The following is a 25127-nucleotide window of genomic DNA, read 5'->3' on the forward strand; positions in this document are numbered from 1 at the left end:
GAACACACTGTTTATCAACAAGGAATGGAGCTCCCTGTGACTGAAAGCTTGAACTCCTTCGAGGCCAAGAAGACCCTTGACGTCAACGGCAAGTCTTATGACTACTTTGACATCAACTCCGTCTCCGGCTTGGAGAAGTTGCCTTACTCCCTCAAGGTGTTAGCAGAGAATCTGCTGCGCCATGAGGACGGCAAGAACGTAACCAAGGACCACATCAACGCCCTGGCAAACTGGGACCCGGAAGCAGAGCCAGACACCGAAATCCAGTTCACCCCAGCACGCGTCCTCATGCAGGACTTCACCGGCGTTCCTTGCGTTGTTGACCTTGCTACCATGCGTGAGGCTGTCTCTGCCTTGGGTGGTACTCCGGATCAGGTCAACCCGCTCAACCCAGCTGAGATGGTTATTGACCACTCCGTCATCGTTGAGGCCTTCGGCTCCACCGATGCACTGGAAAAGAACGTTGAAATTGAGTACCAGCGCAACGAAGAGCGCTACCAGTTCCTTCGCTGGGGTGCTGAGAACTTCTCCAACTTCCGCGTTGTACCTCCAGGAACCGGCATCGTCCACCAGGTAAATATCGAGTACCTGTCCCGCGTTGTATTCGACAACGAGGGCCTTGCTTACCCTGATACCTGTATCGGTACCGACTCCCACACCACCATGGAAAACGGCCTGGGCATTCTTGGCTGGGGCGTTGGCGGCATCGAGGCAGAGGCTGCGATGCTTGGACAGCCGGTATCCATGCTCATCCCGAAGGTCGTCGGCTTCAAGCTGACCGGTGAGATTCCCACCGGCGTTACCGCAACCGACGTCGTACTTACCATCACTGAGATGCTGCGCGAGCACGGCGTTGTCCAGAAGTTCGTAGAATTCTACGGCAACGGCGTCAAGTCCGTTCCGCTGGCTAACCGCGCCACCATCGGCAACATGTCCCCTGAGTTCGGTTCCACCGCGGCAATCTTCCCAATTGATGAGGAGACCACCAAGTACCTCGAGCTCACCGGACGCCCACAGGAGCAGATTGACCGCGTTGAAGCATACGCCAAGGCGCAGGGAATGTGGCTGGAAGAGGATGCCCCGGAGGCAAAGTACTCCGAGTACCTCGAGCTGGACCTGTCCACCGTCGTTCCTTCCATTGCTGGTCCAAAGCGCCCGCAGGACCGTATCCTGCTGACCGAGGCCAAGGAGCAGTTCCGCAAGGATTTGGCTAACTACACCACCGACGAGGTTTGCGTCGACGAAACCTCTGTTGAGGCAAAGCGCATGTCCGCAGAAGGCGGCGCTCCGGCCATGGAAGACGTCACCGGCGGTTTGAACAAGGCCCGCGAAGGCCACGGCGAGTCCTCCGCTCTTGGTGCAAAGGGCCGTCACTCCAACCCGATTACCGTTGAGTCCCAGAATGGTGGCGAGTTCACCTTGGACCACGGCATGGTCGCTATCGCCTCCATCACTTCCTGTACCAACACCTCTAACCCATCCGTGATGGTGGGCGCAGGTCTTATTGCTCGCAAGGCAGCAGAAAAGGGCCTCCAGTCCAAGCCGTGGGTTAAGACCATCTGTGCCCCTGGTTCCCAGGTTGTTGATGGTTACTTCCAGCGTGCAGATCTCTGGAAGGACCTCGAGGCAATGGGCTTCTACCTCTCCGGTTTCGGTTGCACCACCTGTATCGGTAACTCCGGCCCATTGCCGGATGAGGTATCCGCAGCCATCAACGAAAATGACCTTGCCGCCACCGCGGTACTTTCCGGTAACCGCAACTTCGAGGGCCGCATCTCTCCGGACGTCAAGATGAACTACTTGGCATCCCCAATCATGGTCATTGCCTACGCCATTGCCGGCACCATGGACTTTGACTTTGATGCACAGCCCCTGGGTCAGGATAAGGAAGGCAACGATGTCTACCTGAAGGACATCTGGCCATCCCCGCAGGAGATCGAGGACACCATTCAGTCTGCCATCTCTCGTGAGATGTACGAGGCTGACTACGCCGACGTCTTCAAGGGCGACGATGCCTGGCGCAACTTGGATGTGCCGGAAGGCGAGACCTTCAAGTGGGATGAGGATTCCACCTACATCCGCAAGGCTCCTTACTTCGATGGCATGCCTACCGAGCCAAACCCGCTTGAAGACATCAAGGGGGCGCGCGTTCTGGCGAAGCTCGGCGATTCCGTCACTACCGACCACATCTCCCCCGCTTCCGCTATTAAGCCGGGTACCCCGGCTGCGCAGTACCTTGATGAAAACGGCGTTGCACGCAAGGACTACAACTCCCTGGGCTCTCGCCGTGGTAACCACGAGGTCATGATGCGCGGTACCTTTGCGAATATTCGCCTGGCTAACCAGCTGGTCGATGTCACTGGTGGCTACACCCGTGACTTTACCCAGGAAGGCGGCCCACAGGCCTTCATCTTCGATGCTTGCCAGAACTATAAGGAAGCCGGCATTCCGCTGGTAGTCATCGCTGGTAAGGAGTACGGCACTGGTTCCTCCCGTGACTGGGCTGCAAAGGGCACCAACCTGCTTGGCGTAAAGGCTGTAATCACTGAGTCCTTCGAGCGCATCCACCGTTCCAACCTGATCGGCATGGGCGTTATCCCACTGCAGTTCCCACAGGGCGAGTCCCACGAGTCCTTGGGACTGGATGGCACTGAAACCTTCGATATTGAGGGCATCACCGCCTTCAATGAAGGCTCCATCCCGAAGACCGTCCACGTCACCGCCACCAAGGAGTCCGGCGAAACCGTCGAGTTTGACGCTGACGTCCGCATTGACACCCCGGGTGAGGCTGACTACTTCCGCCACGGCGGCATCCTGCAGTACGTCCTACGTCAGATGGTCAAGAGCTAGGCGCTTTCCGCACACTCCTTAGGCCCCTGAAGGGGCTAAGGGCTTAGGTTCGGTCGATAACGCGGGGTTGCACCGCCCTCCCCCGTAGAGGGCGCTGCGGCCCCGCGTTTCGTCGCATAGATTTTATTCTTATTCAAAATTACTGATTTATTATTCTTTAGACGTTCCCCATGAAGGAGAGTTGCCTACTATGCCAATCGTCAGCGAATCTGAACTCAGCCGCCGTCGGCACGACATTCTCGTAGGCGCTCGCCGGTGTTTTGCAGAGCACGGGTACGAGGGAGCTACAGTTCGTCTACTAGAACAGGCAACGGGCAAGTCCCGCGGCGCAATCTTTCACCACTTCGGTGACAAAGAGTCTCTCTTTCTTGCCTTGGCGCAAGAAGATGCCGCTCGTCAGGCCGAGGTCGTTGCCCACAATGGCTTGGTTGAAGTAATGCGTGAGATGCTCCAACATCCTGAGCGTCACGATTGGCTAGCCACTCGCTTGGAAATCACATCCCTCCTCCGCACTGATCCTTCCTTCGCCGCTAGGTGGAAGGAAAACCAGTCGGTTCGTGGCGAGGCCGTGCGCGCACGCTTGGCGTCCAATGCGGACAAGGGCCGCCTGCGCGATGATGTTGAAATCGACACCTTGGCTATCTATCTAGAGGTGTTTATGGATGGGTTCATCAACCGGCTCGCCTTGGGCGAAACCGCAGAGCTGGAAAAAGTCCTTGACTTAGTAGAGCAATCTATCCGTGGCGGTCAGGCGGATCTGTCTTAATCCCGTCTGAACAGTCCTGCTCCCGGCTGCTTGTTACTTGAAACACGCAATAGCCGGGAGCTTTTAGCATGGGCTCAGCGGCGCGGTGACGGTAATTTCTTTTCCGTGACTTGGGCGTAGGTCGATATTTCCGCCACAAACTGCGGATCATGGCAGGTAACCACTAAGGCACTGCCGGACTGTAGGCCGTAGTGGATTAGTTGGTGCATGAGCCATCGGTCCGCGGCGGAAAGCAAGGTATCTGGCTCGTCGAGCAGCACCTTCTGGCGGTGCTGCCCAATAACGTGGGCCACTTGCGCAAGCCGCAGGCGTGATGATGACAAATCTAAGGGATGATCAGCAGGATTTAATCCCAACAGGTTGCGCAAAGCTTCATTGGGTACAAATTCCTCCACTGTGGAAAATGCCGCCTGGTCAAACGGCGACTGCATAGCAAGGGCGGGAAGATTTCGTACAACTCCCCCGCCATCAAGCCCGGCGGCGGCGCGCAAGAGCGACGTTTTACCGCTACCATTATCACCGCGCAACCACGTCACCCCGGCTTCCACGGTGGGGATTTCTACGGGTCCGACGCTAAAGGTTGTTCCGGTGGGCTGGGAAAATTGCCACCACCTTTTCTTCTTTGGTCCTCGCTGGGCAATTAGCGGGCCTATGCTCCCCTGCCTCCCGCGCGCATATACCCGCGGCAGGTTGAGGGGTGCTACGAGTGGTTCTGTTCCTATGATTTCTCCGCCTAGCTCTGGCCAGGTAGTACTCGATACGGCAATAACGCAGGTATGCGGCATTGCCTGCAGAAGGTTAATCACTTGTGCGCGCGACTCTGAATCGAGGCCAGCTGCGGGTTCACAAATGATCATGATCACGGGCTCGCGGATGGCCACACAGGCTGCGGCTAATCTGCGAGTTTGGCCGCCAGACAGCTGCGCGGGGTCATGTTCACAGTAGGCAGAAAGGCCCACTGCGCTAAGCATATGCTCCCCGCGGACTTGCATCTCCTCCGCAGGCACACCCGCGTTTTCCAGGCCAAGTACTACTTCTTCAATACAGGTCTCGCGCAGGAAACTAATTTGTGCGGAAGCATCCGTGCCGACGATTGCTGCGGTGGATAAAGATTCCGCTAGCTGCGCCGCAACATCTTCTACTGCTTTATCAGGATCGACGAGTACCTGGATGATGGCCCCAGGGGTGGGGCGAAGGTGGGCTAGATCCATCTAGCAATCACCACCGCAAGGCACACTAGCGGGATGAGGAAGCGTAAGACTCGGGACAACCTGGAATCGGCAACGGGCCGCAATAAGCTGCGTTGCCCTTCCTGGTCGAACCCGATAGCGGCCAGGGCTTGGCCGCGTTGAGTTCCTTGGATGAGGAGGCGAGCGATGACAGGAATAATGACGCGAGAGATGGTATTGCGCCAGGTTATGGTGATTCCGGCTAATTGGTTGGCTTCACGGACGCATCGCCAGGCATGCGCACCTTGGGGCAAGGTCTGTAGGGAGGAACCAACCACATACGCCACCTTGTGTCCGGCGCGGGAGACTTGCAGCCATTTGGCGATATCCGCGATGCGCAGCGCCGCCATTGCTGCGATGAAGCAGGCCATGAGCGCACAGAAGCGGAGGCTGAGGCTACCGGCGAGCATCAGGCCGTCGGCAGTAAGCAGAGGCGCAACTGGGGTGTGACCGTAGGGAGCATGAATGACCAGCATGGAAAGGGCCGCTGGCACGCTCAGTGCAATCGTAGTCAAAATCACGGAGGCGTTGCGGGTAGATACAGTACCGCAGGCAAGGGCAACGAGCATGACGCTTGCCGACGCCACTGGGGTGTTTAGCGCCAAGGTAAGAAGCCAGCCGCAGGCCGCAATGGTGACTACGGTGGCAGGATGAAGGCGGCTCATCAGCGTGGTTGCAGCGATTCACGGGTGCGTTGCGGCAAAGCTTTTACCGCTGCCCAGACGATGAGGAAAACCAGCGTTTTATCCAGGGGATCTGAGATGAAGGACTGCAGGGTAACCGAGGCGATAAGGGAATTGCCCAGCTCGCGAAAGAGCGAGACAACCGCGCCCGTACCAAGACCCGCAGTACCGCCATAAACAAAGGCAGCGACAGGGGCGGCGAGCATGCCGGAGACAATGCCAATGACGGCGCCACTGAGAATGACCCACCATACCTTGGTAAATGCGCCCTTCTTGATGACGAATCCGGATAGGAATCCCGTGGCGGCGGACACTGCAGCGAAAGGCAAAGCAGCGGGGTTGAGCAAGCCCCAGACGACAGAAGACAGCGTGCCGGTAGCCAAGCCAGCAATGGGACCGGCAAGCGCGGCTACCAGGATAGTTCCCACGGAATCGATATAGAGAGGTATGCCGATTGAACCAATGATTTCACCAACGACAATATTAAGGACCAGCGCCACCGGGATGATGGCGATGGTTCGCGCTGGTAAAGCCGGCACGGTGCCAGCAAGCAGGAGCGCGGCGCCGATAAGATAGCCGCTCAGGGTAACGAGCGCTTCAGTCGAACCAGCAACAGAATGCCAGTCCGTGGGGCGCAAAAGCACCAGGTAAATCCAAGTCGCGGCAACGATTAATGCACCCGCGATGACCATGGCCTTGCGGGCGGGGGTGAGAGAAAGCTGTGACACAATAAAAGTCCAAATCCATAAATAGAAAAAGGGCATAGAAAAACGCCGACCGCGGATGGTGCTGCTTTCCTATGTCACCTCGGAAAGCGATCCCGCACGGCACGTGCGCCGCGGATAATAGTAGAGGTTCTGCTCTTTAAAAGCCACTAGCGTGAAGCCAATAGTGTAAACCCCCGCAGACATTCTTGATGCGCGGCTTCCATATCTGCGCTCGTAACCAGTCGTGCGTTGTGGGCTCGGCCCCAGTGGTTTCGCAAGTCCGCAACGCTCGTCCCCCGCAGTAGCGGCGATTCCGCTTCGACATCAACGGTAGTTTCTACAACCTCGAAGTCGATCTGCTCTAAGGCGATCATGCACGTCAAAAGGTCGTGGATTTGGGCCTGATAGCCTTCCCCCTGCGCTTGGTGGAATTCAAAATAGTAGCGCAACACATCCGGCAGGATTTGTGCCATAGGGTGTCCGTGCAATAATTCCATGACCGCTTCTAGGCGCTGTGGGGTAATGAGAAACTGCTCTGTTAGCTCAAGCGAACATAGTGTGGTGGGAACGCGCGGGGCAGATGAATGAAAGTGCTGGGCGGCGGCGTGCGGATCAACCCAAAAGTTCCATTCCGCGGTCGGGGTGGTATTTCCCCGGTAGTTAACCGCGCCGCCCATGATGGTAATGGCGCCAAACTGCGCGACGGCTTCACTATGGGCTTTTTCAAATGCTGCAAGATTGGTGACCGGCCCGGTAACAATCAACTGCAGATCGTGATGAGCGGCTAGTGCTTCTTTCCATAGACGCTGCCAATCGCTGTGGTGCAGCGTGGTAGTAGGTGCAGTGGCATAGCCCAATCCCGTCGAACCATGGGTCTCAGGGGTTGTGGTGAGATCCACCTTCAAAGGGCGGGTCAAACCGGGGGCTACGGGGACATCGGCAAGCGAGCACAAATCCAGGATCCAGCGGGCATTGGCCGCAGTCTGATAGGCCTCGACGTTGCCGGCTGTAGTGGTAACGCCCACCAGCTCAATTTCCCCGGCCTGATGAAGGCCCGCCAAATACATCAGGGCGAGGCAATCATCTATGCCGGGGTCACAATCAATTAAAATAGCTGGAGGCGTGGCAATCATAGTGCCAGCCAGTCTAACGCCTTACTTGATGGAGCTCACCGGATTGTCGCCATCTACAAAGGCGAGCGGGGATTCCGGCAGGGTTTCGCGGCCGAGGGCCTCGACAATGACATCGGCGACCAGCTCGCGCGAAGAAGTCATGGACTCCTGTAGCGCCTTATCCTCGATCTGCTCCAGCCCCTGTGCTGGTTCCTCGGTCAGCATTGCTGGCTTGAGGATAAGGTGCGGAAACTCTGCCTGAGCAAGGCGATTGTCCACTTCCTTCTTGGACTCAACGTAGGCATACCACTTCTCGTCGGCGGGATCCGTGGTGGCTTCCTGGGAACCGACATAGGAAATCATGAGGTAGGCAGGCAGGTTCTTTCCCTCCTGCTGCAGCGTCTCCATAGCGTCGAGGGTGGCGAGGGCACCATCGCGGTCAACGGCCCACGTAAGGTCTGCCCCACCGCGGCCGCCGTTGCCAGCGCCCCACACTACGGCGTCATAAGCGGCGAAAAGCTCCGCCCACTGCGCAACGGTCTGCTCGGTAATATCGGCCAATACCGGGGTCGCGCCGAGCTTTTCAATCTCAGACTTCTGCTCAGGGTTGCGGATAAGGGAGTGGACCTCGTGTCCGGCCTCCACCAGCTTTGGGGCGGCCAACAGGCCGACCTTGCCATGTCCACCGATGTACAGAATCTTCTTTTTATCAGTCATACCTCCCCACCGTAACAACGACGCCTCTTGCCCGCAGCGACCCCGGCCAGTACCGGTGGCAAAATGGCGGCGGTGGCTGCAGCGAGCAGATAGAATTGCTTGCATGTATGCCATTATGACCGTCACCGGAGCCGATAGCACCGGCATTATCGCCGCGGTGACCACTACCCTTGCCCAACTCGATATCAACGTCATTGACGTGTCCCAAACACTCATGGGCGGTTACTTCACCATGATCCTCCGCGTCGAATTTGATGCGGATAAGGTCTCCATCCAGACCATCAAGGAGCATATGCGCCCCGTGGCGGAAGAAAAGCACCAGTCCATCCGCATTCAGTCCGAAGACCTCTTCACCGCCATGAATGAGATTTAAATGAGCACGCGTTTTAATACCACTAATATCTTGGACACCATCGAGATGATTGAGAACTATCGTCTCGATATCCGCACCGTAACCATGGGCATCTCCCTCCTTGGATGCACCCGATCCACCATGGACGCTACCTGCCAGGCCATCTATGACCGCGTCACGCAGCAGGCCGGGCGCCTAGTGGAGGTATGCGAAGGCATCGAAGGCGAGCTGGGTATCCCCATCGTAAATAAGCGTATCTCCGTGACCCCAATATCCTTGGTGGTAGCCGGTGTAGAAGGAAACCCCGTCGACGCCGCAAAGGCACTGGACAAGGCAGCCAAAGAGGTAGGAGTCAACTTCGTGGGCGGCTATTCCGCTCTGGTCGAAAAGGGCGCTACCACCGCGGAACAAAAGCTCATAAGTTCCATTCCAGAAGCGCTGGCTACGACTGACGTCGTGTGTTCCTCCGTCAATATCGCCAGTTCCCGCGCCGGTATCAACATGGATGCGGCAAGGAAGATGGGCGAGGTTATCAAGGAAGCTGCCGAGCTGACCAAGGACAATTCCGCCATTGCCTGCGCCAAGCTGGTGGTCTTTGCTAACTCTGTGGGTGACAACCCATTTATGGCCGGCGCGTTCCACGGCATCGAAGAACCCGATTGCGTAGTCTCCGTCGGCGTTTCTGGCCCAGGTGTTGTCGACCGCGCCTTGGGATCGCTCGAAGGGGCCAGCCTGGACCAGGTAGCGGAAGAAGTCAAGAAGGCCGCTTTCAAGATCACCCGCGCCGGGCAACTAGTGGGCACCATGGCCTCCGAGCGCCTTGGCGTACCCTTCGGCATCATCGACCTTTCGCTTGCCCCTACTGCCGAATTGGGAGATTCGGTGGCCCACATCCTTGAGCATATGGGATTGGACCAAGTAGGCACGCACGGCACAACTGCTGCTTTGGCTCTGCTTAACGACGCCGTAAAGAAGGGCGGCATGATGGCCTGCTCCCGCGTCGGCGGTTTGTCTGGCTCCTTCATCCCGGTCTCCGAGGATAAGGGGATGATCGATGCGGTTAAGTCTGGCTCTATCTCCATGGACAAGCTGGAGGCCATGACCGCCATTTGCTCGGTGGGCTTTGACATGATTGCGCTGCCGGGCGATACCTCGGCCGCGACGATTTCGGGCATGATTGCTGACGAGGCCGCCATCGGCGTGATGAATCATAAGACCACGGCGGTACGCGTGATCCCGGTTCCTGGCGCCCAGGTGGGCGACGAGGTGAGCTTCGGCGGCCTGCTGGGCTACGCACCGGTGATCCCGGTCAATGAAGTAGGCAACGCGCAGTTCATTAACCGCGGCGGCTTCATCCCCGCTCCAGTGCATGGATTCCGCAACTAAGGAGAGCGGCAACTGCGCCGCTGCCTAGTCCGCGGCGTGCTCTTCGCCGGGTTTCTCCGACTCCGCCCTTTCGGCGAGGTTGTCCTGGAAATGCTGGTAGGAAGATTCCAGCTGTTTTAATTCCACCTCGCCGCCAACTTGGCGGCGGGCATCAGAGTAGATGGCCCGGGCGGCGTCGGCAAGCACGCTCCGGCGCTCAGCAGTGCGCAAAAGGGCCACTACCTTGGCCAGGTTATCCAGCAAACTGAGGTAAATCTCCGCGTTATCGGCGGCGTCCCGCCGAATCTGCGCGAACATCGCCTCCACAATTTCCTCATAGCTGAACGTTTGGTAATCGAGGCGAAACTCGCCGTTAACGTGCACAATGCCCTGCGGAAGCCGCTTATCCCCGATGACGGTGAGGATCTGGGTAAAGCGGTCAATGATATCGATGACCGTGTACGGATCATTGACACCAGTACTCAATGCGCGGGCAGCAATCTCCGCCAGGTGCCGGGCGGTAAAACGAGGGTCGTGAGCTGAGGCATGCTCCCTGTACTGGGTGAGCACGATATGGCGCTCAACATTTTCCGGCAGGCGCGGCACACCGTGCGCGATAACCTCGCCTTCCAGTACCAAGTCACCCGGCGCCACGCCGAGGTGCACCGCGCAATTCTCCCGTGCCGCTGCCTGCGCAATGGCGTCATAGTCGACGAACTTGAGGTAGCCAGTTCCACTGCTGCGCCGCTTTTCCGCATCCACGTAAAATTCTGGCCCAGGAGCCTTGGCCGCTTTTTCCTCTTCGCCCCGCCGGATGAGCCGGCGCATGTGGTCCTCTACGTCTTCGGCCACCACGTGAACTACGTGAGACATACTGATCGATTGGGCAATATGGACGATGAAATAAATGAGGAAGATTACGCAGGCGATGGCCAACAGCACCGTTACTGCTACGTTCAAGGAAGGAACATATTCTTCTTTCCCATTACCGCCCGTTTGCACCGCACGTAAAGAAAGAAGGGCAAAAATGAAGGTTGCAAGATAGATCGCCAGGGTCGATTGTATAGAGCGATCTTTTAGAAACTCATGCAGCAGGCGCGGCCCCATTACTGTGACAACACCAGAAAGTGCGGTCAGCGTGATGAAGAAAAGGGTGCCAGCAAGGGACAGCGACGAGGTAGCTACCGCGCTTAGAATCCCTTGGGCACTATCGGCGCTGCCATCATAAAAGGGGGTGGCTGCCACGCGAAAACGGCTACCGACCGCGATGAGCAACTCTGCGCTGACGGCGGCAACGGCCACCGCCACTGCAGGGATTAGCCAAAACTTTTCCCGCCAGGCAGGCATCCTCTCCAGTAGCGTCTTCATGTTTTCCTAAGCTAGCTCCACGATTTCCATGTAGTCATCGGACCACAAATCTTCGTCACCATCGGGCATGATGATTACGCGTTCCGGGTCCAAAGCCTTGACCGCGCCCGGATCGTGCGTAACCAGCACCACGGCCCCCGTATAGGTTTTTAGCGCATCGAGTACCTGCTCGCGCGAGATTGGATCCAGGTTATTCGTCGGCTCATCCAGCAGCAGCACATTCGCGCGGCTAGAGACCAGCGCGGCCAAGGCTAGGCGCGTCTTCTCACCGCCGGATAGAGTGCCCGCGGGTTGTTCCAACTTCTCGCCGGAGAACATGAAGGCACCAAGCAGACTACGCAGTTCCTGCTGATCCGCGTCTGGGCAGGCGTCAATGGTGTTTTGCCATACAGACTTATCCGGATCGATGGTGTCGTGTTCCTGCGCAAAATAGCCGATCCGCAAGCCGTGGCCGCTGACGATGCCACCTTCACCGTCGGTGCGCTCCACTCCGGCCAGCAATTTCAACAGCGTGGTCTTACCCGCGCCGTTATAGCCCAGCACCACTACTCTTGACCCTTTATCGATGGCCAAATCCACCCCGGCGAAGACCTCTAGGGAGCCGTACATCTTGGTCAGCCCCTTGGCATTCATGGGTGTCTTACCGCACGGTGCCGGCTCGGGGAACTTAATATTGGCCACCTTATCGGCCACCCGCACCTCATCGAGCTGGCTCATCATGCGCTCAGCGCGGTGGAGCATTTGCTTGGCCGCAGCGGCCTTTGTTGCCTTAGCACCCAACTTAGCAGCCTGCTTTTGCAGGGCGGATGCCTTCTTTTCCGCATTGGCCCGCTCTCGGCGACGGCGCGCTTCATCGGTAGCACGAGCATCGAGGTATTTCTTATACCCCATGTTGTATACATCGGCCTCGCCGCGAACCGCATCGAGGAACCACACCTTATTACACACGGCCTCAAGCAGCTCGACGTCGTGAGAAATCATAATGAGCCCGCCCTCATGTTTGGACAGGAATTGGCGGAGCCACGTAATAGAATCCGCGTCCAAGTGGTTCGTCGGCTCATCGAGGAGCAGGGTGGTCTGGGATTTTCCGGACCCCTCGGTAGCGGCAAAGAGAATTTGCGCTAGCTCCACGCGGCGGCGCTGACCACCCGAGAGAGTTTTGAGTTGCTGGTCTAGGACGCGCTGCGGCAGACCCAAATTATCGCATATTTGCGCGCACTCGGAGTCGGCTTCATAGCCGCCAAGCGACTCGAATTGCTCCTCCAAGCGGGAGTATTTCCGGATGGCCTTATCCCGGAACTTATCGTCAGTGGCCGATTCCATAAGCTCTTGTTGCTTGGCCATGCGGCGCTTGAGATCATCCAAACCGCGGGCGGAGAGAACGCGCTCTCGCGCGGTCTGTTCAATATTTCCTTCGCGGGAATCCTGGGGCAAATAACCAATGGGGCCCGAACGAGTAACTGAGCCGCCATAGGGCTCGGTCTCCCCTGCCAAAATGCGCATAGTCGTCGTCTTGCCCGCGCCGTTGCGGCCGATAAGCCCGATGCGGTCACCGGGTTGCACACGCAAGTGCTGCCCTGGGGCTTCGAGAAGCGTGCGCGCTCCTACCCTGACTTCGAAATCATTGGTTACAATCACGAAGAAACAGTCTAGCAATTGACGCTGCCGACGCTAAGACGCGCTAACGCCCCCAACAACTGTCTCCCTAGACCGGGAAATGCGCTGCTGGAGGCGTGTGCGTAGGACGCGATTTAAACCGCGAAGCCGAGGGCCTGAAGTTGCTCGCGGCCCTCTTCCGTAATCATCTGCGGACCCCATGGTGGCATCCATACCCAGTTGATACGGACGGCATCGGCCAATTTATTGGCCTTGACGATGTCTTCCACCTGCTCAGCAATGACATCGGTCAATGGGCAGGCCGGCGAGGTCAACGTCATATTAATCATGACGATCTCCTTGCCATTGTCCTCTTCGAACCACAGATCATAGACAAGGCCCAAGTCAACAACGTTGATCCCGAGCTCAGGGTCAATGACGTCTCGCATAAATTCGGTGACGTCAAAGGCTTTGGAAATCTGCTCTTCGGTTTGCTCCGGTCGCTCGCCGCTGCCGGAGAAAGAGGAATTCTCGTTCTGATAAGGATCTACGGGATCAGTCATCTAGCTCTCCACTTCTGTTAGTGCATCGGCGGAAGCAGCCTGGAAGGCCTTCCATCCGAGGAGCGCACACTTTACGCGCGCTGGGTACTGGGACACTCCGGCGAAGGCTACGCCATCACCGATGAGGTCTTCATCGCCCTCGTCCTGGCCGCGAGAGGTGATCATCTTTTCAAACTCGGCCAGCTTCTCATTGGCTTGCGCGAGCGGTAGCCCAACGATTTCTTCAGCCATAACCGAGGTAGAAGCTTGCGAGATGGAACAGCCTTCCGCGTCATAGGAGACGTCCTCAACGGTCTTGCCGTCATCGGAAAGACGCACGCGCAGGGTCAGCTCATCTCCGCAGGACGGGTTCACATGGTGAACCTCAGCCTGATAAGGCTCCCTCAGTCCGGCGTGCTGCGGGTTCTTGTAGTGGTCCAGGATGACGTCCTGGTACATGGAATCTAGGTTCATGAGGCAACTCCAAAGAATTCGCGGGCGGCCTTGATTGCTTCCACCAGCTTATCTACTTCTTCCTCGGTGTTATAGAGGTAGAAGCTGGCTCGGGCGGTGGACTGTGCCCCGCAGGCGCGGTGCAATGGCCACGCGCAGTGGTGGCCAACGCGAATGGACACGCCGTGGTCATCGAGGACCTGGCCCAAGTCATGCGGGTGAACGCCGTCCACGGTGAAAGAAATGGCACCGCCGCGGTTTTCAGTGGTTTCCGGGCCGATGATGCGCAGGCCCGGGATTTCCTTCAGCTGGCGCAGTGCGCGCTCCGTAAGTTTCTTTTCGTGCGCGTGGATATTATCCATGCCCACTTCTTCCAAAAACTTCACCGCGGCGCCGAGGCCTACTACCTGGCTGGTCATCTGCGTGCCTGCCTCAAAGCGTGTCGGCGGCTCGGCAAAGGTTGTCTGTTCCATCTTGACAATCTCAATCATGGAGCCACCGGTCAAGAAAGGCGGCAGCTTTTTGAGCAGCTCCTCCTTGCCGTAGAGGACACCAACGCCGCTGGGGCCACACATCTTGTGACCGGAAAACGCCGCGAAGTCCACATCCAAGGCGTGGAAATCTACCGCCATGTGCGGCACCGACTGGCAGGCGTCGAGTACAACCATGGCGTCAACCGCGCGGGCGCGGCGTACCAGCTCATCGACATCCGCCACAGCACCGGTCACATTGGACTGATGGGTAAACGCAACGACCTTGACGGATTCATCGAGTTCGAGCGAATCGAGATCGATGCGACCGTCTTCGGTCGTGGAGTACCACTTCAACGTAGCGCCGGTACGAGCGCAAAGCTCCTGCCACGGCACCAAGTTAGCGTGATGCTCCAGTTCGGTGATCACAACGGTATCGCCCTCGCCTACGTAGAGGTCCCCCGCGCGTTCGTCGCTAAGCACATAAGCAACCTCGTTCAGGGCCTCGGTGGCGTTTTTGCTAAAGGCGATTTCATCGCGGTCCGCGCCTACGAACGCGGCGATAGCCTGCCGTGCGGACTCATAGGCATCATCGGCTTCTTCCGCCAACTGGTAGGAACCGCGGTGAACAGGGGCGTTCGTATGCAACACAAACTCCTCTTCCGCCTTCCACACCGACAGCGGGCGCTGGGAGGTAGCGCCTGAATCCAGATACACCAGAGGCTTATCGCCTCGGACGGTGCGCTGGAGAATCGGGAACTGCTCCCTGATTGCGTTTACATCAAATCCAGACATGAATCTTCTTAGGATAGTCTCGGTTGACCGGCCGGTGGCCGGTCCTTACTTGAGGAACTGGTCGTAGCCGTCAGACTCGAGCTGATCGGCCAATTCGGCGCCACCGGTCTTGATGACGTGGCCATCAGCGAAGACGTGGACAAAGTCCGGCTTCACGTAGTTCAGGATGCGCTTATAGTGGGTAATCATCAAAATGCCACCATTGGTTTCCTTCTGGTAGCTGTTGATGCCCTCAGAAACGATGCGCAAGGCGTCAACGTCCAAGCCGGAGTCCGTCTCATCCATCACTGCGAACTTTGGCTTGAGGATATCCAGCTGCATAACCTCATGGCGCTTCTTCTCGCCACCGGAAAATCCCTCGTTAACGGAGCGAGAGATGAAGGACTTATCGATCTTCAGGTTCTCGCGGGCCTGGGTAAGCTCCTTATTCCATTCACGCAGCTTCGGTGCCTCACCGCGGATGGAGGTGACGGCGGAACGCATGAACTGGGAGACCTTTACGCCCGGGACCTCAGTGGGGTACTGCATTGCCAGGAAAAGGCCGGCACGAGCGCGCTCATCGACGGGCATGTCCAGTAGGTTTTCGCCGTCGAGCAGCACCTCGCCCTCGGTAACCTCATACTTTGGGTGGCCGGCGATGGTGTAGGACAAGGTGGACTTGCCGGAGCCGTTCGGGCCCATGATGGCGTGGATCTCGCCAGAGTTGATCGTCAGGTTGACGCCCTTGAGAATTTCCTTCGGCTCGCCGCCTTCTTCCGTCGGCAGCACTTGAGCGTGGAGGTTCTTAATTTCCAGAGTAGACATAATGTGTGTGGTTTCCTTCTATGAAAGCTTTAGGCGGAGATCTTTTCCAGTTCTTCGGAAATGCGGTCTTCCAATTCCTCAGACAGGGACTGCACCGGGATGCGGTGGATGACCTCATTGAAGAAGCCACGGATGATGAGGCGGCGGGCTTCAGCCTCTGGAATGCCGCGAGACATGAGGTAGAACAACTCAATGTCATCGAAGCGACCAACGGTGGCTGCGTGGCCGGCGCCGGTAATTTCACCAGTCTCAATCTCCAGGTTAGGGATTGCATCCGCGCGAGCGCCCTCGGTCAGGATCAGGTTGTTATTGGTCTCGTAGGTATCAGTGCCCTGTGCATTGGAGCGAATGAGAACATCGCCCACCCAGCAGGTGCGGGCCTCATTTTGCTTAGTACCCTGCAGCGCGCCCTTATAAAGAACATGGGAACGGCAGTTAGGAACGGAGTGATCCACGAGCATGCGGTTCTCAAAGTACTGGCCTTCGTCCGCGAAGTACACGCCCAATAGCTCTGCGTCGCCACCTTGCTCGGTGAAGTTCACGCGCGGCACGATGCGTACTACTTCGCCGCCAAAGATGGCGGAGTTATGGCGTAGCACGGAATCGCGGCCGAGCTGGGCAACGTGGTTGGACAGGTGAACCGCATCGTCTTCCCAGTCAACGTCAACGACAACGGTCAAGTGAGCACCATCGCCCACGATGAACTCGACGTTATCCGCGTGGGTGCCGGAGCCGACATACTTCAAAATGACGGTAGCTTCAGCGTGGTGGCCTACCTCGATGGAGGTGGCGCCAAAGGACGTTACGCCCTCGCCCTTGCCGGTATAGGTAATGACGACGGGTTCTTCGACCTGAGCCTCTGCATCGATGGTGACAACCTGGCCTTCTGGCATGGAGGTCCATGCCTGTGCCGCGACACGATCAGACGGGGTACCTACACGGCCCAATCGTTCATCATCACGAGCGACGGTCTCGGAGCTTACGCCCGGGTGCTCGCTCACGGTGACATCCTGGGCTACAGCCTCAGCAAACTCGCCATTATGCAGGCCACGGAGCTTGCGCAGGGAAACAAAGCGCCAGACCTCGTCACGGCCGTGTGGCACCGGGAAGTCCTCCACGTTGGTGGAGGTAAAGACATCACCCTTGGTGATCTTATCCGGATTGAATTCGTTCGAAGCGACCATTTTCTTTAGCCGACCGATCCTTCCATTTGCAGTTCGATGAGGCGGTTGAGCTCGAGGGCGTACTCCATCGGCAACTCCTTAGCAATCGGCTCAACGAAGCCACGCACGATCATCGCCATTGCTTCTTCTTCCGCAATGCCGCGGGACATCAAGTAGAACAGCTGCTCCTCAGAAACCTGGGAAACGGTTGCCTCATGGCCCAGCGTGACGTGGTCATTGCGGATGTCGTTATACGGGTATGTATCCGAACGCGAGATATTGTCGACCAACAGTGCATCGCATTCGACATTCGACGTGGAATGGTGCGCGTTCCGATTGACCTGCACCAAGCCGCGGTAAGCGGCGCGACCGCCGGCACGAGCCACCGACTTGGAAACGATATTGGAAGAGGTGTGCGGGGCCATGTGGGTCATCTTGGCACCGGTGTCTTGGAACTGGTCCTCACCAGCAAAGGCAACGGAGAGGACCTCGCCCTTTGCATATGGTCCGGTCATCCACACTGCCGGGTACTTCATCGTGACCTTGGAACCAATATTGCCGTCGACCCATTCCATGGTGCCACCCTCTTCTACCTTGGTGCGCTTGGTCACCAAGTTGTAGACGTTGCTGGACCAGTTCTGAATGGTGGTGTAGCGGCAACGGCCGCCCTTCTTCACGATGATCTCTACTACTGCAGAGTGCAAAGAGTCGGATTTATAGATAGGTGCGGTACAGCCCTCGACGTAGTGCACATAGGCGTCCTCGTCAACGATGATGAGGGTGCGCTCAAACTGACCCATGTTTTCCGTGTTGATGCGGAAATAAGCCTGCAGCGGAATATCCACGTGCACTCCCTTTGGCACGTAAATGAAGGAGCCACCCGACCACACGGCGGAGTTCAGCGCGGAGAACTTATTATCGCCCGCGGGAATGACGGTACCGAAATACTCCTTGAAGAGCTCTGGGTAATCACGCAGCGCGGTGTCGGTATCGACGAAGATAACGCCCTGGCTTTCTAGGTCCTCACGAATCTGGTGGTAGACAACCTCAGACTCGTACTGGGCTGCCACACCTGCAACGAGGCGCTGCTTTTCGGCCTCTGGAATGCCCAACTTATCGTAGGTGGCCTTAATGTCATCCGGGAGGTCTTCCCACGTCTGGGCCTGCTCCTCGGTGGACTTCACGTAGTACTTGATCTGGTCAAAGTCGATGCCAGATAGGTCCGCACCCCACGTGGGGATGGGCTTTTTATCAAAGATATTGAGAGCCTTTAGGCGCTGGTTAAGCATCCATTCTGGCTCGCCCTTCTTGGCGGAAATATCGCGTACTACATCTTCGTTTAAGCCGCGGCGAGCAGAAGCACCAGCCGCGTCCGAGTCGTGCCAGCCGTACTCATATGCACCAATGGAATCAATGATTTCATCATCGGTCATCTTGTTGTCGGGTGCCGATTGTGCCTGGGTCATGACTCGCTCCTTTCAGTATTTGTATTAACGGGTGTCAAGGGGATGTTAGTGGTACAGATTCCGTGACCTCCAGCAATGGAAGCCAAAGGCTGTACGTGTTTGCCTAATAAAGCAGAAAAGACTTCCTGTTCCGCCTCACACAGCTCTGGATGCTCGGCCGCCACGTGGGAGACCGGACAATGGTGTTGACAGATCTGCACTCCTTGGCCGGCGCGGTCCACCGTGGCGGCGTACCCGTGCTCATCCAAGACCTCGGCCAGCTTGCGAGCCACGTCTTCAACAGACTCGCCCTCTTCTATCAGAGGCCGAACATCTGCCACGAGGCGCTCAAAGCGGACTTTGGCAAAGTGTTTGACGGCCTCGGACCCGCCGACCGCGCGTAAAGCTGTCAGGGCCTCTGAGGCCAGATCATCATAAGCGTGACCGAATTGTGCGCGGCCACGATCGGTGAGGCGGAAGTATTTGGCTGGCCGCCCGCGACCAGAACCGCTGACCGCAGAGCCGCGGGGAGCGGGGCGGCGGCGCACGACCTCCGTCAGTTCCTCTTCCACCAAGTTGTCTAAGTGCCGGCGAATTCCGGCAGCAGAAAGGCCAAGGCGTTCACCCAAGTGGGAAGCGGTAACGGGCCCGTCTTTCAACAGCAACAGCATGACTTGACGGCGGGTATCACCATCCGTGGTGCGGGATTCCTTCGCCGGCTTCGGCGTAGCCACACTACGTTGCGGACTGCTCATGCTGGGACCTCCCTTCGCGCTTCAGACACTTACTGCCGCCCCGCAACGTCCTCCCGTAGCTCCGGGATGCTCGCCGCAGTTCAACAGCGCCTTCAATATTAGACAACACTAGTGTTCCTTAATTCATTCCGGAATGCCACCATTGGCTAAACTTCGGCGTGGCACGGGGGTGGCAACACTCCCCTAACGGCCCGACTCGACCGTGCTGCCCACGATGTGGGCGGGCCCGCTGGGGTTTAAGCAATTGATTCGCGTAAAGTCATATGCCATGACAGGCAAAATCCGCGGCTTATTTTCTGGCGTGAAGGCAGAGCTGCCGCAGCTGGGTACCGCTGGTTCCGGGTCGGCACGGTTACACGCCGAAGACACGGGGGCCGCCGAACCTGATTCTCGGTTTGATTTTGTCCCCGCCAATGCGGATGGCCTCAAGCGCACCACCACAGCACAGTGGCGGACATTTTTCATTCTGCGCTGGGTAGGCACGGTAGGCTCCCTGCTCATTGCGTTCGGCGCCCTAGGCGCCGGCGCACTCCCCGTGGTGGGCAATCCCTACGACAACGTGCCCTTCGGCTCCTTGATGTCCCGCATGCTGCAAACTTCCTCCGCCATAGTAATGGTGGGAGTAGGCCTATTGGTCTCCGCTTGGGTGTTCCTCGCCCCCTTTGTCGGAACCCCCTTGCGCCAACCTCAGGACAAGGCCACCGCCCCAGCGGGTGCTCGCCGTCTGGTGACCACGCATCAACTGTGGCAAACCTGGGCGGGGTGGGTCATCCCGTTGATTTTTACCGCCCCGCTATTCACCCAAGATATCTACTCCTACTTGGCTAATGGTTCCATCGTGGCACAGGGCATGGATCCATATTCTGCCGGGCCCGTTCAATTGCTAGGGGCAGGTAATAAGCTCGCCCGCTCCGTGCCGTTTATCTGGGCTAATTCCCCTTCCCCTTATGGCCCGGTAGCACTCGGCCTAGCAGCTGTGGTCAGCGCGGTTACTTCTAACTCCATCCTCTTGGGCGTTATCACCCATCGCCTATTGTCCATCGCCGGGATTATTGTTGCTGGTTGGGCCATAAGCTGTCTCGCGCGGCGCTGCCGGGTATCTCCAGAATCTGCACTGTGGCTCGGCATCCTCAACCCGCTGACCATCTTGCATCTAGTGGGCGGAATCCATAATGAGTCCATCATGTTGGGTTTGCTATTGGTGGGCATGGAACTGGGTCTCCGCGGCGTCGACAAGCTGGATGCCTCCCGACGCAGTGCCTACCTAGCCCTGGTAGCTTCCGGTTTTTGCCTTTCCTGTGCCGGAATGGTCAAGGTTACTGGCTTTATTGGGCTGGGCTTTGTGGGCATGGCCTACGCTCGCCGCCTCATCAACGCACACGGTACGGCACGCTGGAAGGCCCTGGCCTACGCCATCGCTTTGCAAATAATCGTTTTAGTAGCAACCGTTGCTCTTATTAGCGTCTGCACCGGCATTAGCTTGGGGTGGATTACCGGGCAAGGCGGGGCGGCGTCCATTCGCTCGTGGCTTTCTACGTCCACCGCCGTAGGCGTAGGTACCGGTTTTATCGGAATGCTCCTAGGCCTTGGCGACCACACCGAAGCCATTCTCACAGTCACCCGCACCTTTGGTGTTCTCGTGGCGGTAGCCTTCATGGCCCGCATGCTCTTTGCCACCTTGCGCGGCCACATCCACCCCGTGGGAGGACTCGGCATCGCCTCTTTAGTACTGGTTATCTTTTTCCCCGTCGTCCATCCGTGGTACATCCTATGGGCCGTACTACCTTTGGCCGCGTGGGCTAATAGGCTCATTTTCCGCTTCAGCGTCGTAGCCTATTCCGCAGCGATGAGCTTCTTTGTGCTGCCGCGCGGTCTCGGCCTTCCCCCCAGCACCATCATTGTGGTCTACGTGTCAGCCGCCTGTGCCTTCACTGCTATCGCCACCCTGTGGTGGGTTGCAGTGCGGCGCAGCGGAATCCGTGTCCTAAACTAATGCCACGTGAATTCCATTTCAGCCGACCGCCCAGCCCTAACCTTGGACAACGTGGTGAAGAAGTTTGGCTCCACCACTGCCGTAAATGGCCTTAACCTCAGCGTTGCCCAGGGCGAGGTCTTTTGTCTCCTTGGCCCCAATGGCGCCGGAAAGTCCACGACGATTGAAATGTCAGAGGGCTTTCTCCATCCCACCAGCGGCACCATCGACGTCCTAGGGCTAAACCCAAGTACCGAACCAGATAGGGTGCGAGAAAAGGTCGGCATCATGCTCCAAGGCGGCGGTTCCTATTCCGGCATCCGCGTGCTAGAAATGCTGGAGCTTTCTGCCCGATACAGCGCCCAGCCTCTCTCCCCGCAGTGGTTACTAGAAACGTTGGGACTCGAGGGGGTGGCCCGCACCCCTTATCGCAGGCTATCTGGAGGACAACAGCAACGCTTGTCCCTCGCCTTGGCTATCATCGGACGACCCGAGTTGGTTTTTCTGGATGAACCTACTGCAGGCATGGATGCACAATCCCGGTTGGCGGTCTGGGACCTAGTCCGAGCTTTGCAGCGTGATGGCGTAACCATCGTTCTAACCACCCACCTGATGGATGAGGCGGAGTCGCTGGCAGACCGCTTGGCCATCATGGATCATGGTCAGCTGGTAGCTCACGGCACCCCCGCAGAACTTACCGCCCAGACAGAATCGGCAGGGCTTAATTTCAGCACCGACATCGACGTAGATATGGAGGCCCTAGCTGCGGCGGGGATTAATGCCACCAAATCCCGTCCCCTGCATTACCGCTTGAGCCAAGCCGGCACTCCCGAGACCATCGCCACGCTCAGCGCTGAGCTCGCCCGCCAAGGAGTCTTACTGCGGTACTTAGATGCGGCCCACCGCAATCTGGAAGAGGTATTCCTTGACCTCACGGGCCGCCACTTGCGCAGCTAGCTGCAATCCCGTCTTGGGAAAATATTCAATTTATTGCGTCGAGGAAAGAAGCCATTTATGAGCACTACCTTTAAACCCGGGACCTTTACTCCCGCCCCCAAGCGGACCAGCGCCGGCGCTATGCTGCTCGCGCAAGGCACGATGGAAGCTAAGCTCATGCTCCGCCACGGCGAGCAGCAACTGCTCAGCGTCATCATTCCACTGGCCATCCTCATTGGTGCGGCCCACTTGGAGTCCGTTACCAAGCACGGCCTGCACGAGGTTTTCCCCATGGTGCTTGCAGTTGCGGCCACCTCTGCGGGCTTTACCGGTCAAGCTATTTCACTTGCCTTTGACCGACGGTACGGGGCCCTCAAGCGCACCGGGGCATCCGGGGTGCCGGCGTGGGCCATTATCGGCGGCAAAATCCTCGGCGTGCTCACGATGGTGGTATTCCAAATCATTGTCCTGGGTATAGCCGCCTTCATTTTGGGTCTGCGTATCAGCGCGGGTGGGGTGTTGCTCATGCTCCTCTCCCTTTGCTTTGGCGTCGCGGCTTTTACCGCCATGGGGCTACTGCTTGGCGGCACGCTTAGTTCAGAGATGGTGCTCGCGCTGGCCAACCTCATCTGGTTCGTGCTCCTCGGCGTGGTCGGGTGGACCCTGTACTCCCAGGGATTGGGCGATAATGGCATCCTCAACGTGGTCCCCACCGTCGCTCTGGCAGGCGCACTTACCGACGCCTCCAACTCCACCTTCCCCGGTCTGGAACTCGTGTCCTTGGCCGCCTGGCTCGCCGTGGCGTCGTTCGCAGCGGTCCGTTGGTTCCGCTTCGAGGGCTAAATGTGACTTTTGTCCGGTTCCGCCCGAAACAAGAGGAATTTTTATGCCCAAAATCTCCCGACTAGTAGGATGCTATGCGTGAATTACTGGACAAAAATCAAGCGCTTCTTTAAAGAGGCCGCCCCTACGCTGCAGCAACAGCGCCTCATCGCGCTCATCCTTCTCTTGTGCCAGGGTGGCATTACCGTGTCTGGGTCCATTGTCCGCGTGACCGGCTCGGGACTCGGCTGCCCTACCTGGCCCGAGTGCCAGCCTGGCTCCCTTGTCCCCATGGAAGGCGCCGCTCCTGCACTGCACCAGGCCATCGAGTTTGGTAACCGCCTGCTCACGTTCGTCGTCTCCGCTGCGGCGGTAGCCGCCGTCATCGCCATGCGCATGGCACGTCGGCGCACAGAGCTTAAGGTGTATGCATGGCTCAATGTCGCTGGCATTGTGCTACAGGCAGTCATTGGCGGGATTTCTGTCCATCTCGACCTGCGCTGGTGGTCTGTAGCACTGCACTTCCTGCCATCAATGCTCTTGGTATGGCTGGCGGCAATGCTCTATTCCCGCATCTTGGAACCCGATGACGGAACGCCACGAGCACGATTCCCCCAGGCGATTCGCTTACTCGCTGCAGTCGCTACAGTTGCCCTCAGCATTGTCCTTATCACCGGCACTATGGTTACCGGTTCGGGCGTCCACTCTGGCGATTCCGGGGTCGGAATGGAAGGCCGCTTGCAGGTGGATACCGAAGCCATGGCCGTCACCCACGCCATGTGCATGTACGCCTACCTGACGCTTACCGTGATTACCATCTTCCTGCTCTATAAGAACCGTGCCCCACAGGACGCGAAGAAGGCGGGCTGGGTCCTCATCGCCTGCATCCTTATCCAGTGGGCCGTAGGCGTCTACCAGTTCTATATGAGCATTCCGCGCTGGACTGTTCCTTTCCACATTGGGCTATCCTCCTTTGTCACGGCCTATACCGCACTACTGTGGGCACACGGCGTACGCCGTACCGATGGCACCGCAGATCTCATCACCGGCTCCCCTAGCGGCGATGAAAAGTACGCCGCACGCCAAGCCTCGCTAGAAGCAGCACGCGCGACGGCTTAACGCGCAGCGCAACCAGCCGGCCGAAGTCCTGCACTCGGCCGGCTTTTTGCGCTAGCCTGGCTATATGCACGCAATTCAGGTCACAGAAACCGGCGGACCAGAAGTACTTCGCTATACCGAAGTTCCCGCCCCCACCCCGAATGACGATGAGGTATTGGTGGACGTCATCATGGCCGGCGTCAACTACATCGATACCTACTACCGTGAGGGCATTTACAACGCGGCCACCCCATTCATTCCCGGATTCGAAGGTACCGGGCGAGTCGTCCACGACCCAAAGGGAGAAATTGCTGAAGGCACAATGGTGGCGTGGAACCAGGCCTTCGGCTCCTACGCCGAGAAGGTCTGCGTCCCGCGCGAGGGGCTGGTGGCAGTCCCAGACGATTTCCAACCTGAGGTCGCAGCATCCATGTTGCTCCAAGGCATTACCGCGCACTATCTAGCGCACGGGGTCTATCAATTGGGCGAAGGTGCTTCTTGCCTGATTACCGCCGGTGCCGGCGGCGTGGGGCAAATCCTCACCCAGATGGCATCGTCGCTAGGCGCTACCGTTTATACGGTCGTGTCCACGGACGAAAAGGAAGAACTATCCTACGCGGCCGGGGCGGATAAGGTTTTTCGCTACGGCGAGGGACTCGCCGAGCAAGTTCGCCGCTACAACGGTGACAAGGGCGTCGACGTGGTTTATGACGGCGTCGGCAAAGCTACCTTCCAGGAATCGCTAGAGGCAGTACGTCCACGCGGCACCGTCGCGCTTTTTGGTGCCGCCTCTGGTCCGGTTGAGCCTATCGACCCACAGCTGCTGAACAAGCATGGGTCCATCTTCCTGACGCGGCCTTCCATCGGCGCATGGACGGCACAAGAAGGCGAGTTTCAAATGCGCGCCCAGGCAGTCGTCCAAGCTGTCATGGACGGCGACCTACGCTTTAACGTCACGGCCTCCTATCCTTTGGCAGAAACCGCTGCGGCTCACCGCGACCTGCAGGAGCGCAAGACTACCGGCTCCATCGTTCTGCGCGTCCAAGACGGCGACGGAGACGGGAACAAGGACTAGGTTCCACCCACCTACACACCTAGAGCGCGGGAGAAAAGCAGCATTGCTTCTC

The 25127-nt window shown here is 58.0% G+C and carries 23 protein-coding genes; 9 read left to right on the top strand and 14 right to left on the bottom strand.

What is annotated here, in order from left to right; translation table 11 throughout:
• Positions 1 to 36 precede the first annotated feature (36 nt).
• A complete protein-coding gene (gene can, locus ACLI1M_RS06190; RefSeq protein WP_248098344.1) occupies positions 37 to 2850 on the top strand; it encodes an aconitate hydratase in 2814 nt (937 codons plus the stop codon).
• Between the two features lie 190 nt (positions 2851 to 3040).
• Positions 3041 to 3616: a TetR/AcrR family transcriptional regulator gene (locus tag ACLI1M_RS06195; RefSeq protein WP_049378160.1), complete on the top strand. Its 576-nt coding sequence runs from the start codon at positions 3041 to 3043 to the stop codon at positions 3614 to 3616.
• Between the two features lie 74 nt (positions 3617 to 3690).
• On the opposite strand, the gene ACLI1M_RS06200 is transcribed toward ACLI1M_RS06195, so the two are convergent.
• The 5 genes from ACLI1M_RS06200 to ACLI1M_RS06220 form a co-directional block, all read right to left on the bottom strand.
• Positions 3691 to 4827, bottom strand: a complete 1137-nt coding sequence (locus tag ACLI1M_RS06200) for an ABC transporter (RefSeq protein WP_248098347.1) — start codon at positions 4825 to 4827, stop codon at positions 3691 to 3693.
• Positions 4818 to 5510, bottom strand: coding sequence for an energy-coupling factor transporter transmembrane component T family protein (locus tag ACLI1M_RS06205; protein WP_248098350.1), 693 nt, complete (start codon positions 5508 to 5510; stop codon positions 4818 to 4820). The genes ACLI1M_RS06200 and ACLI1M_RS06205 overlap by 10 nt, the downstream gene beginning before the upstream one ends.
• Positions 5510 to 6256 (bottom strand): ECF transporter S component, encoded by a 747-nt coding sequence (locus tag ACLI1M_RS06210; protein ID WP_396335104.1) that lies wholly within the window; start codon positions 6254 to 6256, stop codon positions 5510 to 5512. Before ACLI1M_RS06210 ends, ACLI1M_RS06205 begins: the two co-directional genes overlap by 1 nt.
• A gap of 146 nt (positions 6257 to 6402) precedes the next feature.
• Complete coding sequence (locus ACLI1M_RS06215; protein WP_248098352.1) at positions 6403 to 7368, bottom strand: nucleoside hydrolase; 966 nt, start codon at positions 7366 to 7368, stop codon at positions 6403 to 6405.
• Between the two features lie 21 nt (positions 7369 to 7389).
• Positions 7390 to 8064, bottom strand: a complete 675-nt coding sequence (locus ACLI1M_RS06220; RefSeq protein ID WP_023021521.1) for an NAD(P)H-binding protein — start codon at positions 8062 to 8064, stop codon at positions 7390 to 7392.
• Between the two features lie 103 nt (positions 8065 to 8167).
• Here ACLI1M_RS06220 and ACLI1M_RS06225 point away from each other — a divergent pair, with 103 nt between their 5' ends.
• Together ACLI1M_RS06225 and ACLI1M_RS06230 are read left to right on the top strand one after the other, a co-directional pair.
• Positions 8168 to 8437, top strand: a complete 270-nt coding sequence (locus ACLI1M_RS06225) for an ACT domain-containing protein (RefSeq protein ID WP_023021520.1) — start codon at positions 8168 to 8170, stop codon at positions 8435 to 8437.
• Positions 8438 to 9802, top strand: a complete 1365-nt coding sequence (locus tag ACLI1M_RS06230; RefSeq protein ID WP_248098354.1) for a PFL family protein — start codon at positions 8438 to 8440, stop codon at positions 9800 to 9802. It begins immediately after the preceding gene.
• Between the two features lie 24 nt (positions 9803 to 9826).
• On the opposite strand, the gene ACLI1M_RS06235 is transcribed toward ACLI1M_RS06230, so the two are convergent.
• From ACLI1M_RS06235 to ACLI1M_RS06275, 9 genes are all read right to left on the bottom strand, one after another.
• Positions 9827 to 11149, bottom strand: a complete 1323-nt coding sequence (locus ACLI1M_RS06235) for a DUF2254 domain-containing protein (protein WP_248098357.1) — start codon at positions 11147 to 11149, stop codon at positions 9827 to 9829.
• Positions 11150 to 11155: 6 nt separating this feature from the next.
• A complete protein-coding gene (locus tag ACLI1M_RS06240; protein WP_023021517.1) occupies positions 11156 to 12787 on the bottom strand; it encodes an ABC-F family ATP-binding cassette domain-containing protein in 1632 nt (543 codons plus the stop codon).
• Positions 12788 to 12900: 113 nt separating this feature from the next.
• Positions 12901 to 13308 (bottom strand): metal-sulfur cluster assembly factor, encoded by a 408-nt coding sequence (locus ACLI1M_RS06245; protein ID WP_023021516.1) that lies wholly within the window; start codon positions 13306 to 13308, stop codon positions 12901 to 12903.
• Positions 13309 to 13761 (bottom strand): Fe-S cluster assembly sulfur transfer protein SufU, encoded by a 453-nt coding sequence (gene sufU / locus ACLI1M_RS06250; RefSeq protein ID WP_023021515.1) that lies wholly within the window; start codon positions 13759 to 13761, stop codon positions 13309 to 13311.
• Positions 13758 to 15005, bottom strand: coding sequence for a cysteine desulfurase (locus ACLI1M_RS06255; protein ID WP_248098359.1), 1248 nt, complete (start codon positions 15003 to 15005; stop codon positions 13758 to 13760). The genes sufU and ACLI1M_RS06255 overlap by 4 nt, the downstream gene beginning before the upstream one ends.
• A gap of 45 nt (positions 15006 to 15050) precedes the next feature.
• Positions 15051 to 15809, bottom strand: coding sequence for a Fe-S cluster assembly ATPase SufC (gene sufC / locus ACLI1M_RS06260; protein ID WP_023021513.1), 759 nt, complete (start codon positions 15807 to 15809; stop codon positions 15051 to 15053).
• Positions 15810 to 15838: 29 nt separating this feature from the next.
• Complete coding sequence (sufD, locus tag ACLI1M_RS06265) at positions 15839 to 16993, bottom strand: Fe-S cluster assembly protein SufD (RefSeq protein WP_023021512.1); 1155 nt, start codon at positions 16991 to 16993, stop codon at positions 15839 to 15841.
• A gap of 5 nt (positions 16994 to 16998) precedes the next feature.
• Positions 16999 to 18438: a Fe-S cluster assembly protein SufB gene (gene sufB / locus ACLI1M_RS06270; protein ID WP_282439125.1), complete on the bottom strand. Its 1440-nt coding sequence runs from the start codon at positions 18436 to 18438 to the stop codon at positions 16999 to 17001.
• Complete coding sequence (locus ACLI1M_RS06275) at positions 18435 to 19172, bottom strand: helix-turn-helix transcriptional regulator (protein ID WP_239203998.1); 738 nt, start codon at positions 19170 to 19172, stop codon at positions 18435 to 18437. Before ACLI1M_RS06275 ends, sufB begins: the two co-directional genes overlap by 4 nt.
• Positions 19173 to 19440: 268 nt before the next feature.
• On the opposite strand from ACLI1M_RS06275, the gene mptB reads away from it, so the two are divergent.
• The 5 genes from mptB (at position 19441) to ACLI1M_RS06300 (ending at position 25075) form a co-directional block, all read left to right on the top strand.
• The gene (mptB, locus tag ACLI1M_RS06280) at positions 19441 to 21165 is read left to right on the top strand and encodes a polyprenol phosphomannose-dependent alpha 1,6 mannosyltransferase MptB (RefSeq protein ID WP_411706470.1); all 1725 of its coding nucleotides are present in this window, start codon (positions 19441 to 19443) and stop codon (positions 21163 to 21165) included.
• Between the two features lie 6 nt (positions 21166 to 21171).
• Positions 21172 to 22101, top strand: a complete 930-nt coding sequence (locus tag ACLI1M_RS06285; protein ID WP_248098373.1) for an ABC transporter ATP-binding protein — start codon at positions 21172 to 21174, stop codon at positions 22099 to 22101.
• Between the two features lie 57 nt (positions 22102 to 22158).
• Complete coding sequence (locus ACLI1M_RS06290; RefSeq protein WP_248098376.1) at positions 22159 to 22923, top strand: ABC transporter permease; 765 nt, start codon at positions 22159 to 22161, stop codon at positions 22921 to 22923.
• Between the two features lie 69 nt (positions 22924 to 22992).
• Complete coding sequence (locus tag ACLI1M_RS06295; protein ID WP_248098379.1) at positions 22993 to 24021, top strand: COX15/CtaA family protein; 1029 nt, start codon at positions 22993 to 22995, stop codon at positions 24019 to 24021.
• A gap of 64 nt (positions 24022 to 24085) precedes the next feature.
• Positions 24086 to 25075, top strand: coding sequence for a quinone oxidoreductase family protein (locus tag ACLI1M_RS06300; protein WP_248098391.1), 990 nt, complete (start codon positions 24086 to 24088; stop codon positions 25073 to 25075).
• Positions 25076 to 25127 lie beyond the last annotated feature (52 nt).

Origin of the sequence: Corynebacterium sp. LaCa54, from assembly GCF_046717495.1 — a bacterium.
GTDB lineage: Bacteria > Actinomycetota > Actinomycetes > Mycobacteriales > Mycobacteriaceae > Corynebacterium > Corynebacterium kefirresidentii.